This is a genomic window from Dermacoccus sp. PE3 (assembly GCF_001021715.1).
Taxonomy (GTDB): Bacteria; Actinomycetota; Actinomycetes; order Actinomycetales; family Dermatophilaceae; genus Dermacoccus; species Dermacoccus abyssi.
In genome coordinates, this window is record NZ_LDCM01000003.1 from 113,749 (window position 1) to 130,308 (window position 16,560).

Below are 16,560 nucleotides of genomic sequence, written 5' to 3' on the forward strand. Positions count from 1 at the left end.
GCCTGGGATTCGCGGCTCGGATCCGCGAGCATCCCGATCGTCATTCTACCGAGCGACCTACCTTCGGCCGACCACACGAAACCGCCGCTGACCCTCACAGCTCGGGGACGCTGCGTTCCTCGGCGGCACGACGCAGAAGCTGCTCCGCGACGACGAAATCCTCCTCGGCATCGATGTCGATGCCCTCCAGTGGATCCATGACGAACAACTCGATGCGCCCGCCGAGGCGGTTGTGGTGACGCTCGTAGACCTCCGTGCGCGTGAGGTACAGCGAGCCGGTCTCCCGATAGCGCATTTGCTCGGGCGTGATGTCCTGACGGCGGGGGCGCGCCTCGTAGGGGTAGTGCGCCTGAACCGTCGGCGCGGCGCTCCACAGGAAGATCTCGGCCGGCACGACGCCGACCATCGAGTCGGTGCCGGAGGCTGCGAACTCGGCGAGGCATCGCTCGAGGGTGCCCGCGAGGCGCAGGGGAGAGGTGGCCTGGAGGAACATCACCTGCTCGGGTTTGCGCCCCTGCTCGCGCGCGATGACGTCGACGGCGTGCTCGATCACCGGCTCTGACGCGGTGTCGTCCTGTGCCAGCTCCTCGGGACGCTCGATGATGCGCGCCCCCGCCGCCCGGGAGACCGCAGCGATCTCGTCATCCTCGGTGGAGACGTACGGCACGAGCCCCGGTGTGGCGAGGGCCTGTTCGATCGTCCAGACGATGAGCGGCTTGCCCTGCAGCGGCTTGACGTTCTTGCGCAGGACGCCCTTGGATCCGCCGCGTGCGGGGATTACTGCGGGGGTGAACTCAGGCATTCGGCAAGGATAAGTTAGGCGCATGTCACGCCCGACCGAACGCGCGAAACCACCCCGCCTCTCGGTCGTCATCGCCTTCCACGAGGCTCACGCGACCTTGCCTCTCCAGCTGGAGGCCCTGTGCGCTCAGGTGGAGGCTCCGGCCTTCGACGTCGTCGTCGTCGACAACCGCTCGAGCCGTTCGCCCGAGTCGATCGTGGCCGAATGGCGTCGCAATGGTCTCGATGTGCGCGTCGTCGAGGCGCATCGTGCGCAGGGCACCTCCTATGCGCGCAACGTCGGGGTCTCGGCCACTGTGGGTGACGTGATCGTCTTCGTCGACGGCGACGACTGCGTCGGGCCGCACTTCCTTCGTTCGGCCGTCGACGCACTGCACACCGTCCCGGTCGTCGACGGTGTCGTGCGTCCTGTTCCCGCTGCCGAGTTCGACCGGGGACGAGAACACCTGTGGCATCTCTTGGACGCTGGCTCCGACCCGGCCCTGACGATCGATGCCGCCGATCACGACTACCCGATTCTCATGGGCGGTGCGTGTGCGATGACCCGCCAGGTCTTCCTCGAGCTGGAGGGGTTCGACCAGACGTTCTTCCCCGGCGCTGAGGACAACGACCTCGCACTTCGCATCGTCCGCAGTGGTCGCGCGATCGCGCGCCACTCCGGCATGGCTCTGGCCGAGCGGCGACGGGCCTCCGACGGCGCCGCGTTCAAGCGTGCCTACGACGCCGGGCGCATGCACATCGCGCTGTGCGCGCGCCACGCGCTGTGGTCGGCGTCGCCACATCTGCGCGACCCCAACTGGTTCATCGACCTCTCGAAGATGCCGGCCCTCGCCGCCAGGGCTGCACTGCCGGGAACCGACGGTGAGGTCCGACGCGCGGTGGCCTCCCGCACCGGGCTGCGTCTCGGCCAGGCCGTCGGCATGCTGACCTTTCGCGTGCTCCGCCGACCGGTCACGCCTCAGCTCGGCGTCGGCCTCGACGACGGCGTGAGCAGCCAGTAACGCTCTCGTGTCGGGAGATGCCTCGCGGCGAGCAGACGGCCGGCGGTGTCCATCACCGGCATCTGGGACGTGTATGCGCGCAGGCGGGCGAACTTGGCGTCGGTGTCGACCTGCTCGCCCCAGGGGGTGGCGACGAGGTCGCGAGTGTCGCAGAGTCCTGCGACGGCGTCGTCCGCGGAGCCGTGCCACAGGTACGGCAACTCCTCGTAGAGCACGACCTGCGTGTCGGGGCGCTCCGCCGCGATGGCCAGGGCGAGGTCGCGCAGCGCGAGATGGTCGGGGTTCGGCGCCAGGCGGCCCCTCGCGGTCGCGCGGCGACGACGGAGCGTGTACTCGGTGTGCAGAGCCCGTCGCGCCAGGGCGAGAGGCAGTCGGCCAACCGTCCGCGCGGCTGACCTCACGAGGCGCGTCGCGCCGGCGCCGCGTGCCTGTGCCGTCCCCGCCGTCGTCGGCTCGAGGCGTGGGTTCTCCTCGCCGTTGCCGTTGCTGCCGACCGGGGCGGCGACACTCAAGCGTCTGCGGCCGACGCGTCGCTGCAGACCAGCCCACGGAGCATCGGGCACCTCGACGCCGGCGCCGGCAGGCGCCAGGAGGACCGCGTCCCGCGCCTGCGTGTCCAGCCATTCCTCGATCTGGGCTCGAACCTCGCCCAGCTGCCTGGCTCGCACGTCGCGCTCGACATACGCGCCGTCCCAGGCGTCGAGCCGGCGAACGCGCGCGGGCGTTCCCGCAAACGCTGCGATGTCCTCCGCAAGCCTGGCGGCCATCGTGGCGTCCGAGTCGGGGAAGCCGCACGCTACGTCCCAATCCGTCGTGCGCGGCGGATTGGGGCGACCGGCGAACACCGTCCACACGTCGCACGGGGGGCCGAGCACGAAGGTGCTCGCGCTGAGAAGGGCATCGTCGAGGTGCGGCGAAAGAACGAGCGTCGGGGCCTCGAGGAGGACGCCTGGGCGCGACGGCGGCAGAATCACGCGTTCAGTATGCGGGTGCGGTCCGCGTCACGTCCGAACTGGGCGGTAGTGCCGACGTCCGTTGGGGCGTAAAATGCCCGGGTGACCCTGCAACACGAGGACTTGCACGAGTGGCGCAGGTGGTCCGATTCTCAGCGCCGCGCCGAACGCGGAATGCGACGTCTGAAAAATACGGCACGGCCATCCAACTCTTCGGGTGGTCTCGCGGCGCGCCTGTATCTCCCCGATGATCCGCGCGTTCTCGTCGTCCTCGACAGGTCGACCCCGAGTTATGACCCCGCAATTCGAGAGCCGTTGCGTTTCCTCGATCCCAGCACGACGGCATGTCTGGCCCCCGCGGGCATCGAGATCCCTGCGGCCTACGCGGGTGAGGACCTCGACTTCACGACTGCGGACATGCTGCCAAAGACGATTCGAGCCGTGGCCTCCCTCGGTGCGTACCTGCCCCTCAGCGAGCAGATCCAGACCTGGGCGCTCGAGCGAGATGTCCCGTTCTTCCTCGTTCAGCACGGCCTGCTCACGCCCTGGTCGCCACCAGCCTCTACGGGCGCTCGGGTTCTGGCGTGGTGCGACGCCGACGCCGAGGTGTGGACCCATCGGCGCCCCGACGTGACCGTCGACGTCGTCGGCTCCGAACTGCTCTGGCAGGCAGCGGCCGCACCGACCCTTGATGTCGTGGACGAACGTCCCGTCGTCCTGGGCCAGCTGCACGGCACCGAGTTGGGGCGGCGTGAGGCCCTCGCCACCTACCTTCGCTTCGCCCGCGAGGTCGAGAGCGACTACCGCCCGCACCCGAACGAGAAGGACCTCGTCTCGCGAGCGCTCCATCGCGTCATGCGCCAGCGCGGCGTGACGTTCGAGACGAGTGGGCTCCCGCTCGTCGAGATGCGCCGCCCGGTCGTCTCGATCTTCTCGACGGGCACTCTCGAGGCCGCCACGCGCGGCCTCCCCGCCTGGGTGACGCACCCGAACCCACCGACGTGGGTGCGTGACTGCTGGGCACGATATGACCTTGCAGAGTGGGGGGAACCACCGACGACAGGCTGGCAGCAGCCGAAGGTGCAGCCGGCGGCTGCCGTGGCTGCAGCCTTGGAGGCCGTATGACCAACCCTCGTATAGCGATCGCGCACGACTACATCACCCAGCGCGGGGGAGCGGAGCGTGTCGTGCTCGCTCTCACGCGGATGTTCCCCGATGCGGTTCTTTACACGACGCTCTACAACGCCGAGACGACGTATCCGGAGTTTCGTGACGTCACGATCGTCACGTCGCCCCTGAACCGCATCCGGTTCCTGCGCACTCACCACCGCGCTGCGCTTCCTTTGCTCGCGTGGGCATCGAGTCGCGTCCGCGTCGACGCGGACGTCCTCGTGGCCTCCTCGAGCGGTTGGGCGCACGGCTTCCGGACCACGGGGCAGAAGCTCGTTTACTGCCACTCGCCGGCCCGTTGGCTCTACCGCCGCGACGACTACCTCGGTGCCGACGCCCATCGCTCCCTCATCGGGTGGATCCTCGCGGCTCTCACCCCGGCGCTGTCGCGTTGGGACAAGCGCGCCGCTGCCGGCGCTGATCGGTACCTGGCGAACTCGACGGTCATCGCGGAGCGAATCAAGAATGCCTACGGCTTCGACGCCGAGGTGGTCTTCCCGCCCTTCGGCGTGAGCCCGGACGGGCTGCTGGAGCCGCTTCCTGACATCGAGGAGTGGGTGGCCGATGGGTATTACCTGGTTGTCTCGCGCCTCATGCACTACAAGAACGTCGACCAGGCCATCGAGGCCGTACGCGAACGTGACCACAAACTCCTCATCGTCGGCGCCGGGCCGCTCGACGCGCAGTTGCAGGCGCAGGCCCCCGACAACGTCCGCATCGTCTCCAACGTGGGAGACCGTCAGCTGCGCTGGGCCTACCGGCACGCGCGCGCGGTTATCGCGCCGTCCTTCGAGGACTTCGGGCTCACGCCCCTCGAAGCCGGGGTCTTCGGTAAGCCCGTCGCGGCGCTCCGCGCCGGCGGCTACCTCGACAGCGTCGTCGAAGGACGATCCGGGGTGTTCTTCGACGAAGCGCGTGCGGCCGACATCGCCAGAGCGCTCGACGAGATCGAGGCCCACGATTGGGACGCCGACGAGATCATCGACCATGCGGCCAGCTTCGGTGAGGCGCACTTCCACGCGAAGCTCGACGCCGTCATCGACGAGATGATGAACGAACGCGGGTAAGGCACGAGCTGAGACCAACATCCCGAGCCGGCACGGTGGGGCCGACAACAGGGGCCCTGAAACTGAAGGAGCGGACACCGGTTCGGTGTCCGCTCCCTCAATTCATGATGACGCTCGGCGCAGAACTGGTCACTCGCCGAGATCCGCTCGACGTCGGGCGCGGCGGGTGCGGGGCCCCTGGGGGCTGGGTGCCTCCCCGGACTGCCGACCATGCGGAGCGACATTCGGCCCGGACGCCTCGGAGGCTCCCGCTCGGGAAGGGGCGCTCGGAGCGCGAACCGCAGTCGCGGGTTCAGGTGGCGTCGGGGCCTGAGGGGCGGGCTGCCTCAGACGTGCAGCGTCCTCCTTGCCCGGCAGATCCGCGGACGATCGTCCCTCCGTCAGAGTCAGGTCGCGAACCTCGGGGGACGGGGTGGGCGCCGTGGCCGCCGAAGGATCCTCGCTGCTGCCGTAGCCGTAACCATAAGTGGCGCCGCCATAGTTGCCGGCGCCGTAGCCGTAGATCGTGCTGCCCATCTGCTTGGGCGGGGTCATGTTGAGGATGGAGCCGTAGTAGTGCGCGCCGACCTGCTCGAGAATCTTGGCGCACAGTCCGACCTGCTCGCGGTGCGTGCGGCCGTGCTGGTACACGACGGCGGCACCGTCGGCGGCGACGGCGAGGAGGCCGGCGTCGGTGACGGGTAGTAGCGGGGGAGCATCGAGCACGACGAAGTACTCCTCGCCCAGGGCTTCGATGACCGCGCTCATACGGCGCGAACCGAGCAGTTCCGAGGGGTTCGGGGGCACGCGGCCGGAGGTGATCACGGCGAGGTTCTTGTGGTCGCCCTGCTGGATCGCCGATGCGAGCGGCGCCTGGCCGGTGAGCACTTCGGTGAGACCGACCAGGTTCTCGAGGTCGAACGTCTCGTGGACGGTGGGACGACGAAGGTCGGTGTCGACGAGCACCACGCTCTGGCCGGCTGCGGAGAGCACACGTGCCAGGTTGGCCGCGACCGTCGATTTACCTTCGCTCTGCATCGCCGATGTGATGACGAGTGAGCGCGGTGGCCGTTCGGTGGAGATGTACCGCAGGTTCGTGCGCAGCATGCGGAATGCCTCGGCCGTCGTACCGAGTTCACCGAGCCCACCACGACGCCTCGACTGGAGCGTCGGCGCCTTCGGGATGACGCCGAGCACACCGGAGCCCGTGAGCTTTTCGACCTCGCTCGTGTGGCGGATGCGCGAGTCGAGTTGCTTACGCAGAACGACGAGGACGATCCCGGCAAGCAGACCGATGGCAGCGCCTGCCATGAGGTTGCGCATCCAGTTCGGTGACGACGGTGCAGACGGGCGAGCAGCCGCCGTCAGGGGGAAGACGCGGTAGACCGAAGTCTTGGCCTCCGTGCCGACCGTCTCGAGGTACTTGGCCTCGTCGGCGAGCGCTGTGCGGGCCAGGTCAGCGGCGCGTTGAGCCTTGGCGGGCGTCGCCGCGGACGCGGTCAAGGTGAGGGTCGCAGACCCCTCGCTGGAGGCTCCGACCACCGAGAACTCGCCGGCGCGCAGGCTGCCCTTCGACTCCTCGGCGATACGGTTCGCCACACCCGAACTGCTCGCGAGCTGTGCGTAGTAGCCGGCGCGGCCCGTCGACAGCTGCTGCGACAGCACGGCGGAATTGGCGTCGATCGAGTTTCCCGCGATGACCTGTGCCGTTGAGCTGGCGGAATAGAGCGTCGGGCGCGTCAGGGTGTAACCCGCAGCGAGCAGCGTGCCGATCAAGGCAGCGAGAACGAGCAGTTTGAGGTTGGCGCGCATGATGCGCACGAGATCAAGGGCAGTCACACGAGCTCCTGGTGCCGCGGGCGCTGCCGCCGGCGAGGTGAAGAGTCATACATACCCGCTCAGGATAAACGGGTTGGACCGCCGCTGAGGCCGCCGTCCAGCCGCACGAAGTGCGGCGCCACGTAGCGGATCACTGGGCGACGATGAGTTGCCCGACCTTGTCGCTCACGAGACGACGAGCCTCGACGTCCAACTCGGCGTCCGTGACGAGGACGTCCACCTGGTCGAGCGAACCGACGGTGCACAGGCCGATCACGCCCCACTTCGAGTGGTCGGCCACGACGATGATGCGCTTGGCCGCCGCGATGAGCAGGCGGTTCGTCTCGGCTTCGAGGAGGTTCGGGGTGGTGAGGCCGGCGTCGAGATCGATGCCGTGGATGCCGAGGATGAGGGTGTCGACGTGCATGTCCGCCAGCACTCGGTTGGCCACGGGGCCGGCGAGAGCATCCGAGGGAGTACGCACACCGCCGGTGAGAACGACGGTCTGGTCCTCACGCGAGGGGTCGTAGAGGAGCTCGGCGACCCGAGGCGAGTTCGTCACGACGGTGAGTCGTTTGACCGGGCGCAGCTCGACGGCGACGGCATAGGCGGTCGTTCCGGCGCTCACCGCGACGGTCTGCCCGTGGCCGATGAGGCTCGCCGCAGTGCGGGCGATCTCGGACTTCTGGACGGGATTCATCGCCGACTTCACGGAGAAGCCCGGTTCGTCGATCGTGTGGTCACCGATCGCGGTGGCGCCGCCGTGCACCTTGAGGACGAGGCCCTTGCCGGCGAGGAACTCGATGTCGCGGCGCACCGTCATGTCGGAGACGCCGAGCTTCTCGACGAGTTCACTGACGCGGACGCCACCGTCGTCCTCAATGCCGCGCAGGATGGCTTCTTGGCGTTGGCGTGCCAGCATGCGACCTCCTCGTGCCCCTGGAACCGGGGGTGACCCAACAGATCCCAACATAGTCGAACGCCCGGCGATCCGCCCGCACACCGTTGCCGACACTGCTCGGATGCGACAGCGCTCACGGCGAGTGTCAGAATGGCGCCATGTCCGAGAACACCTCGCCCCTCGTGGCGGGCCAGGAGCGCCCGCACATCCTGTCCGGAATGCAGCCGACGTCCGACTCTCTGCACCTCGGCAACTACCTCGGGGCGCAGGTCAACTGGGTGACGTTGCAGCAGAACTACACGCCGTACTTCTGTGTCGTCGATCTGCACGCCCTCACGGTCAACCCCGATCCGGCGCAGCTGCGTGAGCGCACCTACGCGACGGCGGCGCAGTACCTCGCCGGTGGAATCGACCCCGAACGTTCCGCCGTCTTCGTCCAGAGCCACGTCCGTGAGCACGCAGAGCTCGCCTGGGTGCTCAACTGCATCACCGGCTTCGGCGAAGCCGGGCGCATGACGCAGTTCAAGGACAAGGCCGGCAAGCGCGGCCAGGAGAACACGAGCGTCGGCCTGTTCACCTACCCCGTGCTCATGGCCGCCGACATCCTGCTCTACGACGCGCAGGCCGTGCCGGTGGGGGAGGACCAGCGTCAGCACCTCGAGCTCACGCGCAACCTGGCGCAGCGCTTCAACTCGCGCTTCGGTGAGACCTTCGTCGTGCCGGAGCCGTACATCCCCGAGGGCACGGCCAAGGTGATGTCGCTGCAGGATCCGACGAAGAAGATGAGCAAGTCGGACGAGGACCCCAAGGCCTCGATCAGCATGCTCGACGAGCCGAAGGTCAACCTCAAGAAGATCAAGTCCGCCGTCACGGACCTCGACAACAACGTCGCGTTCGACCCGGAGAACAAGCCGGGCATCGCCAACCTCCTGCGCATCCACTCGGCGCTCTCGGGCGAGAGCATCGACGTCCTCGTCGAGCGCTTCGCCGGTGAGAACAAGTACGGCGCACTCAAGGGTGAGGTCGCCGACGTGGTCACGTCGGTGCAGGGCCCGTTCCGCGAGCGTTACCTCACGTACATGGATGACCGCGCGGAGCTCGACCGTGTGCTCGCGCAGGGCGCCGAGCGCGCACGTGAGGTTGCCTCGGCCACGCTCGCCAGGGCGTACGACGCAGTCGGGCTCGCCCCGGCAGCCCGCTGAGGAGCGAGGTCGTGAAGACCGTCGGCGTCTCGATCGCCGTCCCGGAGCCCTACTTCTCGGCGCTGCAGCAGATGCGCCGGAACGTTGGCGACCCGCAGGCCGACGCAGTCCCGCCGCACGTCACGCTCATGCCCCCGACGGACCTGGGGGAGCAGGGCGAAACGACCCTCGAGGCGCTCTCGGCCCACCTGCGTGAAGTGGCTGCGCGCACCGAGCCGTTCGAGATGATCCTTCGTGGCACGGGCACGTTCCGGCCCGTCTCCCCGGTGGTCTTCGTCCAACTCGCGCAGGGCGTCAGCAGTTGCGAGCTGCTCGAAGCCGCAGTGCGCGGCGGCCCTGTCGAGCGTCCACTCGAGTTCCGCTATCACCCGCACGTCACGATCGCCCACCACCTCGACGAGGACGCCCTGGACCGGGCGTTCGAGGAGAACAAGCACTTCGAAGCGAGCTTCGTCGTCGACGCTTTCCACCTCTACCTGCAGGACGATGACGGCGTGTGGGCCCCGGTGGAGCGATTCGCCCTCGAGGGCTGATCCACTCCCAGGGCTCTTTCAGCCTCTTCGTGGCTCACTCACCGATCAGTGGAATGGGTCACAATTTGCTTGCGGTGGGAACCCCGGCCGTCCCCGGCGTGTTTCAGGGGCGTAAAGTGCCCTGCGTGGCAACGAATACTCTCCCCGCGAAGCGGACCGGCAAGGCTGGGAGCACCATCTTCCTGAAGACCCTCATGGCGGGTTCGGGAATCTTCTTTGTGCTCTTCGTCCTCGGGCATATGTACGGCAACCTCAAGCTCCTCGTGGGCGAGAGCGCGTTCAACGAATACGCCCATCACCTGCGCACGATCGGTGAGCCGATGCTCCCGCACCGTGGCGCACTCATCCTCGCCGAGGTGCTCCTCGTGCTCGCGCTCGTCGCGCACGTGTACTCGGCTGTCAAGCTCTGGCAGCGCTCGGGCAAGGCCCGTTCGCAGCGGTACGCCGTGAAGAAGTCCGGCGTGGGCGGCATCGAGGGCATCTCCGCGCCGACGATGCGCTGGGGCGGGCTCTTCCTCCTGCTGTTCGTGGTCTTCCACCTCATCCAGTTCACCCTCCCCAAGGTGAACTTCGACGGTGGTACGACCGAGAACCCCTACCGACTCGTGCACGACAGCTTCCAGCTGTGGTGGGTCGCCCTCATCTACGTCCTCGCGATGGTGGCCCTCGGCATGCACCTCATGCACGGCATCTGGAGCGCCTCGCAGACGTTGGGCCTCACGGGCACCCCGTCGGCTCGCAAGAACGCGAAGCTCGTGTCGCACGCCGTTGCGGCGATCGTCGTCATCGGCTTCCTGATTCCGCCGCTTGCCATCCTCTTCGGCATCATCTGAGCTAGGAGAGACACGAGAAACATGAGTACTCCCATGGATGAGCAGACCACCACTTCGGCCAAGCGCAACGACGCTGCCGCCTTCTTCACCGAGGGCGCGCCGATCCGCGACACCAAGGCGCCGGACGTCGACATCGCGCAGATGTGGACTCAGCACAAGTTCTCGAACAAGCTCGTCAACCCGGCCAACCGCCGCAAGCTGAACGTCATCATCGTCGGCACCGGCCTCGCCGGTGCGTCGGCGGCCGCCACGATGGGTGAGGCCGGCTACAACATCAAGACGTTCTTCTACCAGGACTCGGCCCGTCGCGCGCACTCCATCGCTGCGCAGGGGGGCATCAACGCCGCGAAGAACTACAACGACGACGGTGACTCCACGTACCGCCTCTTCTACGACACGGTCAAGGGTGGCGACTACCGTAGCCGCGAGACCAACGTCTACCGCCTCGCCGAGGTGAGCACGAACATCATCGACCAGTGCGTCGCCCAGGGTGTTCCGTTCGCCCGCGAGTACGGCGGTCTGCTCGACAACCGTTCGTTCGGTGGTGTGCAGGTGGCGCGTACGTTCTACGCCGCGGGCCAGACCGGCCAGCAGCTCCTCATCGGCGCCTACCAGGCCATGGAGCGCCAGGTGGCCAAGGGCACGGTCAAGGAGTACAAGCGCCACGAGATGCTCGAGGTCATCATCAAGGACGGCCGTGCGCGCGGCATCGTGGCGCGCGACATGGTCACCGGTGAGATCGAGACGCACCTGGCCGACGTCGTCGTGCTCGCCACGGGCGGCTACGGCAACGTCTTCTTCCTGTCGACCAACGCGATGGGCTGCAACATCACGGCTCCGTGGCGCGCGCACCGCAAGGGCGCCTACTTCGGCAACCCCTGCTACACGCAGATCCACCCCACCTGCATCCCCGTCTCCGGCGACCACCAGTCGAAGCTGACGCTGATGTCGGAGTCGCTGCGTAACGACGGTCGCATCTGGGTGCCGAAGAACGAAGCCGACTGCGACAAGGACCCGCGCGACATCCCCGAGGACGCGCGCGACTACTACCTCGAGCGCATCTACCCGGCCTTCGGAAACCTCGTGCCGCGTGACATCGCCTCCCGTCAGGCGAAGAACATGTGCGACGAGGGCCGCGGCGTCGGCCCGCTCGTCGACGAGGTCGACGAGCACGGCAACAAGCGTCAGATGCGACGCGGTGTCTACCTCGACTTCACGGCCGCCATGGAGCGCATGGGTGAGGCCGCCGTCAAGGAGAAGTACGGCAACCTGTTCGACATGTACGCGCGTATCACGGGTGAGGACCCGTACAAGACGCCGATGCGTATCTACCCGGCCGTGCACTACACGATGGGTGGCCTGTGGGTCGACTACGACCTGCAGACGTCGATCACCGGCCTGTACTGCACGGGTGAGGCGAACTTCTCCGACCACGGTGCCAACCGTCTCGGTGCGAGCTCGCTCATGCAGTGCCTCGCGGACGGCTACTTCGTCCTGCCGAACACGATCCGCAACTACCTCGCCGACGGCCCGTTCGAGCCGATCACGGACGACGACCCGGCCGTGCTCGAGGCCCGTCGCGCCGTCGAGGACCGCATCCAGAAGTTCCTCTCCATCAACGGTGAGCGCACGGTCGACAGCTTCCACAAGGAGCTCGGTCGCATCATGTGGGAGTACTGCGGCATGGAGCGCACGGAGGAGGGCCTGACGAAGGCCATCGGCCTCATCCGCGACCTCAAGAAGGAGTTCTGGAGCAACGTCAAGGTGCTCGGCACGGCCGACACCCTCAACCAGTCGCTCGAGAAGGCCGGCCGCGTGGCCGACTTCCTCGAGCTGGGCGAACTCATGTGCATCGACGCGCTGCACCGCCGCGAATCCTGTGGTGGTCACTTCCGCGCCGAGAGCCAGACCGAGGACGGAGAGGCACTGCGTCACGACGACGAGTTCGCCTACGTCGCGGCCTGGGAGTACGCGGGTATGGACGGGGACGACTCCGACGGAGCCCCCCAGCACCCCGTGCTGCACAAGGAAGACCTCGTCTACAAGTTCATCGAACTGAAGCAGCGGAGCTACAAGTGAACCTCACTCTCAAGATCTGGCGTCAGGACAACGCAGCTACCGCCGGGCGTTTCGAGACCTACAAGGTTTCGGACATCAGCGAGGACATGTCGTTCCTCGAGATGCTCGACGTGCTCAACGAGCAGCTGCAGGCCGAGGGCACGGAGCCGATCGCGTTCGACTCCGACTGCCGCGAAGGCATCTGTGGCATGTGCGGAATGATGATCTCGGGTATGGCCCACGGCCCCGAGGTCACCACGACGTGCCAGTTGCACATGCGCTCGTTCAGCGACGGCGAGGAAATCACCATCGAGCCGTGGCGCGCCGACGCGTTCCCGGTCGTGCGTGACCTCGTCGTCGACCGCAGCGCGTTCGACCGCATCATCCAGGCCGGTGGCTACATCTCGGTCAACACCGGTGCTGCCCCCGAGGCGCACTCGGTGCCCGTGCCGAAGCCGCAGGCGGACCGCGCGTTCGACACCGCGAAGTGCATCGGCTGTGGCGCGTGCGTCGCGGCCTGCCCGAACGCATCGGGAATGCTCTTCATGGGTGCCAAGATCACGCACCTGGGCGAGCTGCCGCAGGGCCAGCCCGAGCGCGACGCCCGCGTCGTGTCGATGGTCAACCAGCACGACCACGAGGGCTTCGGCGGTTGCACGAACATCGGAGAGTGCGCCGCGGCGTGCCCGAAGGAGATTCCGCTCGACGTCATCAGCCAGCTGAACAAGGACTTCCGTTCGGCCAAGGTTCGCCACTGACCTAGTCGTAGGAATCCTCGGCCCTGCGCCCGCATCGGTGGGCGCAGGGCCGACTTCTTTCCCTGTGGCGCCGACGAAGGCAAATAGCGCTCACGTGCCTCGATGTAGGGCTGAGGACTGATCTTGGAGGAAACTGTGTCCCACAGTTCGCACGAGGTTCCCGTGGAACTCACTGTCGTCATGTGCGTCTACAACGGTGCCGCAACGATCGAGGCGCAGTTGGACGCTCTGGCGCAGCAGGTAGTCGATTTCGCGTGGGAAGTCGTGGTGTCGGACAACGGCTCCACGGACCGCACTCGTTCGCTGGTCGAAGCGCGCACCGAGGGTTTCCCCGCTCCGCTAAGGGTGGTTGACTCCGGAGCGCGGCGCGGGCTTCCCGGCGCGCGTAACCTCGGAGTCATCGCCAGCCGCGGTCGGCTGATCGCCTTCTGCGACTGCGACGATGTTGTCGGCCCGAACTGGCTCCAAGGCGCCTTCGATGGTCTTCAGTCGTTCGATCTGGTGGGAGGTCCGACCCGTCGCTTGGATGACCCCTTCAGGGAAGATTCAGCATTCGTCAGTGCTACGGGCACCTATCCGAGTCAGCTGGGCCTGGCCATCCGAGGGTGCAACTTCGGTGTCACACGCCGTACGTACTTCGGATGCGGAGGTTTCGACGAAGCGCTACCCGCGTACGGAATGGACGACATCGAATTCAGCTACCGTGCCGCGAGAAGCGGCGCGTGCGTAGGTTCGGCGCCGGGGATGCTCCTGTACTTCCGCGAGACGGAAAACGCGCGGGATCAGCTGCGGAAGATGTATCGGTCGGCCATGGCTGAACTCCTCGTCTGGTACCGATTCCCAGAAGACTTCGCGGAGCGTCTGCCGTTGCGGAATCTGATGCGTGAGCTCGCACTGTTCGTCCCTGAGCACATCGCTCTGGCACGACGAGGCGAGCTTCCGGCGCCACGCGCACTGGTTCGGGAACTGGTCAATCGCGTGGGGCGCGTTGCGGCCCATGTGGCATGGGTGCGCGACGGCGAGGTGCCGCAACCACGTTTGCTCGACCCATCAGACGATCGGCCGTCCTAGTGGGCGTCGGGTAACTACCGAGCCTGCGCGAGCGCAGTCTCGATTCGCCGGGTGATGTCGTCCCAGGAGAACTTCTTCGACCGTTCGAGGCCAGCGCTCACCAAGCGGTGGTGAAGGCTCTTGTCGCGGACCACCTTGTCGAGGGCGGCAGCAATTGCTTCGGGGTCCAACGGGTCAACGAGGAGCCCCGCGTCGCCCACTACCTCGGGGAGCGAGGTAGTCTCCGACGCCACCACCGCGGTGCCACAGGCCATCGCTTCGATGGCAGGAATCCCGAACCCCTCGTAGAGGGACGGCAAGACCGCCACTAGAGCGCCACGGTAGTAGGACGCCAGTTCCTTGTCCTGGATACGTCCGGTGAACAGCACACGATCAGTGACGTCGAACGCGACGGCTGCGCGCACCGTGGCTTCGTCGGCCTCCCCGCTGAGGTACAGGTGAACGTCCCGCTCTTGCATGCGTGCGAGGGCCTCGACAAGCCGGGGCGAATTCTTGTGGGGCTTCGAGTTGCGCACGTAGAGGACGTAGGGGTGCCCGGCTGAGTGTGTCGGACCCTTCCTGCTGAAGGCGTCCGCGACGGCGTTCCCGGTCACCACTACGCGTTCAGGGTCAACACCGCTCCACTCCACGAGCCGCTCCTTGGAGAAGTGCGAAACGGTGAAGGTGACAGCGTTGCGGCGCACAGTCGGCTTCACGATGGACTCGTAGTACGCCCTCTTGGCGCTGCTGGATTCTTCGGCGATGTCCAGGTGAATGAGGTCGTGAACGGTCACAGCCTGAGGCCCCCGCCAGGAAACGGACGGGGTGAAGCTCGGTGACAGCAGGAACTCGTTTCTGCGTCGCAGGCCGGAGCACGCGGTCCGCGCTTCCCAGGCCGCGATTCCGGTAGCGCTGACGGGGTCCCCCGGTGCGCTCATGTCCTCGACCGGCTGGGCGAACCGAGATCTCGTTTCATGGGCGTACCGGCCGATTCCGAAGGCCCCTTTCCATCGGGAGTCGAAGTGCATCGGGGCTCCAAACGGTCGGTGCTCCACTGGGTGTGAGCGGCTGGGGTGCAGGCCGACCAGTCTAGTTCGTCTGGCGAGCGGCGGCGTGAAGGACGAAGCGGGCTAGTGCGCGCCGGTCAATTTTAGGTGATCGAGTGTTTCGTCTAACGTATCTTCTTGCGCCGCAACGTATTTGGGTATTACGTCCAAGATAGCAGCGCGGTCAGGACGTCGCCGACCTGATTGTGGGGGTTGCCACATGCGAGACCGCATCCGGGCCAAAGCGCTCAAGACCGTTCGGAGGGGGCGCCCCGTGGCCTGGGTGCCGGACTGGATGAATCTGGGAAACCTGCTGTTCGTCGGGCTGTGGGCGTCCAAGGGGCCGGCTGCGGGGGAGGACCGGCACGTACTCCTGCACGAATCGCGTCGTCCCGCGCTCGATCTCTTCCCTGCATTGCGCGACGCGTACTTCATCGGTGAGAAGGACGTGCGGTTCACGGACCAGCGCGTGACGCCCTGGTGGCCCGCACCGAAGACCCAACCTCCGCACTTCGACGACGATGCACTGGCCCCCTACATCCGCGACCACCTGATGCCCGGATCGGGTCTCGACGCCCGGCCGCGGGGTCTGTCTGCGGGGGACTTCGTCGTCAACGTGCGGCGCGGTGACTACTTCTCGGTCGAAGCTCATCGCCGAGAGTTCGGTATGGACACGAGGAGCTACGTCCTGAAGGCGGTGACGGAATCCATCGAGCGCTTCGGTGCCCCTGATCGCTTCGTCTTCGTGTCGGACGATGTCGACTGGTGCTCCACGCACCTGAGTGCCTTGGCGGACATCGCCCCCACCACGGCCGGCGGTGGTGACGTCCAGCAGGACCTGCGCGCGATCGTTCACGCTCCCCGTCTGCTCATCACGAACTCGACGTTCGCTTACTGGGGCGGCTACATCGGTGACGCTCTGCATCCTGGTCGAGAAGTCGTGACGCCCTGGCTGTTCAGCCGTGCCACGAACGGCGGCCGTTCCTACCATCACCGGCCCCACTGGCACCTCGTGGAGGACATCCCCGGCGGGTGGGGTGTGCCCGCAACAGCTGCCGCGCCTACCGGCGTGTGATTCGCGCCCGAGCGGCCGGTGATCGGCGAGCGGGTTGGCGCTCTCCGCCCGGTAGGTCGTTCGGGGTGGTGACAGTTAGTGTGTCGATGCATTATCGCCGCGGACCTCGATACGTTGCTTTCGGCGTTGGGCCCGCCCCGTGGGCCGGCTCGATCCGCCCGATTCAGCGCCTTCGCGACCGCGAAAGCCGACAGCCAAGGAGGAACCCATGGCCATCGACAAGCAGATTCGTGACCCGCACGCCGACGACCTGTTGACGCCTCAGAACTCGGCCGTCATCTTCGCAGGCATCCTGTTCGAGGTCGGCGAGCCGGA

General features: G+C 66.9%; 15 protein-coding genes. 10 read left to right on the forward strand and 5 right to left on the reverse strand.

The genetic code is table 11. The features are described 5' to 3' along the window. Positions 1-94: 94 nt before the first annotated feature. Positions 95-802 carry a cytidylyltransferase domain-containing protein gene (locus AA983_RS08425; RefSeq protein WP_047311833.1) on the reverse strand — a complete coding sequence of 236 codons (708 nt, stop codon included), beginning with the start codon at positions 800-802 and terminating at the stop codon, positions 95-97. 22 nt (positions 803-824) lie between these two features. Here AA983_RS08425 and AA983_RS14840 point away from each other — a divergent pair, with 22 nt between their 5' ends. Beyond that, positions 825-1,802 (forward strand): glycosyltransferase family 2 protein, encoded by a 978-nt coding sequence (locus AA983_RS14840; RefSeq protein ID WP_052947013.1) that lies wholly within the window; start codon positions 825-827, stop codon positions 1,800-1,802. On the opposite strand, the gene AA983_RS14845 is transcribed toward AA983_RS14840, so the two are convergent. Beyond that, complete coding sequence (locus tag AA983_RS14845; RefSeq protein ID WP_052947014.1) at positions 1,760-2,776, reverse strand: hypothetical protein; 1,017 nt, start codon at positions 2,774-2,776, stop codon at positions 1,760-1,762. The two genes, AA983_RS14840 and AA983_RS14845, sit on opposite strands and share 43 nt — an antisense overlap. Before the next feature lie 81 nt (positions 2,777-2,857). Here AA983_RS14845 and AA983_RS08440 point away from each other — a divergent pair, with 81 nt between their 5' ends. Further along, a complete protein-coding gene (locus AA983_RS08440) occupies positions 2,858-3,880 on the forward strand; it encodes a hypothetical protein (RefSeq protein WP_047311834.1) in 1,023 nt (340 codons plus the stop codon). Next, positions 3,877-4,992 (forward strand): glycosyltransferase, encoded by a 1,116-nt coding sequence (locus tag AA983_RS08445; RefSeq protein ID WP_047311835.1) that lies wholly within the window; start codon positions 3,877-3,879, stop codon positions 4,990-4,992. Before AA983_RS08440 ends, AA983_RS08445 begins: the two co-directional genes overlap by 4 nt. 129 nt (positions 4,993-5,121) lie before the next feature. Here the strand turns inward: AA983_RS08445 and AA983_RS08450 are convergent, their stop codons facing one another. Beyond that, positions 5,122-6,810 (reverse strand): polysaccharide biosynthesis tyrosine autokinase, encoded by a 1,689-nt coding sequence (locus AA983_RS08450; RefSeq protein WP_052947016.1) that lies wholly within the window; start codon positions 6,808-6,810, stop codon positions 5,122-5,124. A 130-nt stretch (positions 6,811-6,940) separates the two neighbouring features. Beyond that, a complete protein-coding gene (locus AA983_RS08455) occupies positions 6,941-7,711 on the reverse strand; it encodes a DeoR/GlpR family DNA-binding transcription regulator (protein ID WP_047311836.1) in 771 nt (256 codons plus the stop codon). Positions 7,712-7,848: 137 nt separating this feature from the next. Between AA983_RS08455 and trpS the strand changes: the two genes are divergently transcribed. The 6 genes from trpS (at position 7,849) to AA983_RS08485 (ending at position 14,145) form a co-directional block, all read left to right on the forward strand. Then, positions 7,849-8,892: a tryptophan--tRNA ligase gene (gene trpS, locus AA983_RS08460; RefSeq protein ID WP_047311837.1), complete on the forward strand. Its 1,044-nt coding sequence runs from the start codon at positions 7,849-7,851 to the stop codon at positions 8,890-8,892. Between the two features lie 11 nt (positions 8,893-8,903). Then, positions 8,904-9,425, forward strand: a complete 522-nt coding sequence (locus AA983_RS08465) for a 2'-5' RNA ligase family protein (RefSeq protein ID WP_047311838.1) — start codon at positions 8,904-8,906, stop codon at positions 9,423-9,425. 125 nt (positions 9,426-9,550) lie between these two features. After that, positions 9,551-10,258, forward strand: coding sequence for a succinate dehydrogenase cytochrome b subunit (locus tag AA983_RS08470; protein WP_047311839.1), 708 nt, complete (start codon positions 9,551-9,553; stop codon positions 10,256-10,258). A gap of 33 nt (positions 10,259-10,291) precedes the next feature. Next, positions 10,292-12,337 carry a fumarate reductase/succinate dehydrogenase flavoprotein subunit gene (locus AA983_RS08475; RefSeq protein WP_047311840.1) on the forward strand — a complete coding sequence of 682 codons (2,046 nt, stop codon included), beginning with the start codon at positions 10,292-10,294 and terminating at the stop codon, positions 12,335-12,337. After that, the gene (locus AA983_RS08480) at positions 12,334-13,074 is read left to right on the forward strand and encodes a succinate dehydrogenase/fumarate reductase iron-sulfur subunit (RefSeq protein WP_047311841.1); all 741 of its coding nucleotides are present in this window, start codon (positions 12,334-12,336) and stop codon (positions 13,072-13,074) included. The genes AA983_RS08475 and AA983_RS08480 overlap by 4 nt, the downstream gene beginning before the upstream one ends. 162 nt (positions 13,075-13,236) lie before the next feature. After that, positions 13,237-14,145 carry a glycosyltransferase family 2 protein gene (locus AA983_RS08485; RefSeq protein WP_047311842.1) on the forward strand — a complete coding sequence of 303 codons (909 nt, stop codon included), beginning with the start codon at positions 13,237-13,239 and terminating at the stop codon, positions 14,143-14,145. Positions 14,146-14,159: 14 nt separating this feature from the next. Here AA983_RS08485 and AA983_RS08490 read toward each other — a convergent pair whose 3' ends face one another. After that, positions 14,160-15,152: a glycosyltransferase family 1 protein gene (locus AA983_RS08490; RefSeq protein WP_047311843.1), complete on the reverse strand. Its 993-nt coding sequence runs from the start codon at positions 15,150-15,152 to the stop codon at positions 14,160-14,162. Between the two features lie 238 nt (positions 15,153-15,390). On the opposite strand from AA983_RS08490, the gene AA983_RS08495 reads away from it, so the two are divergent. Beyond that, positions 15,391-16,245 carry an alpha-1,2-fucosyltransferase gene (locus tag AA983_RS08495; RefSeq protein ID WP_082128810.1) on the forward strand — a complete coding sequence of 285 codons (855 nt, stop codon included), beginning with the start codon at positions 15,391-15,393 and terminating at the stop codon, positions 16,243-16,245. The last annotated feature ends 315 nt before the right edge of the window (positions 16,246-16,560 follow it).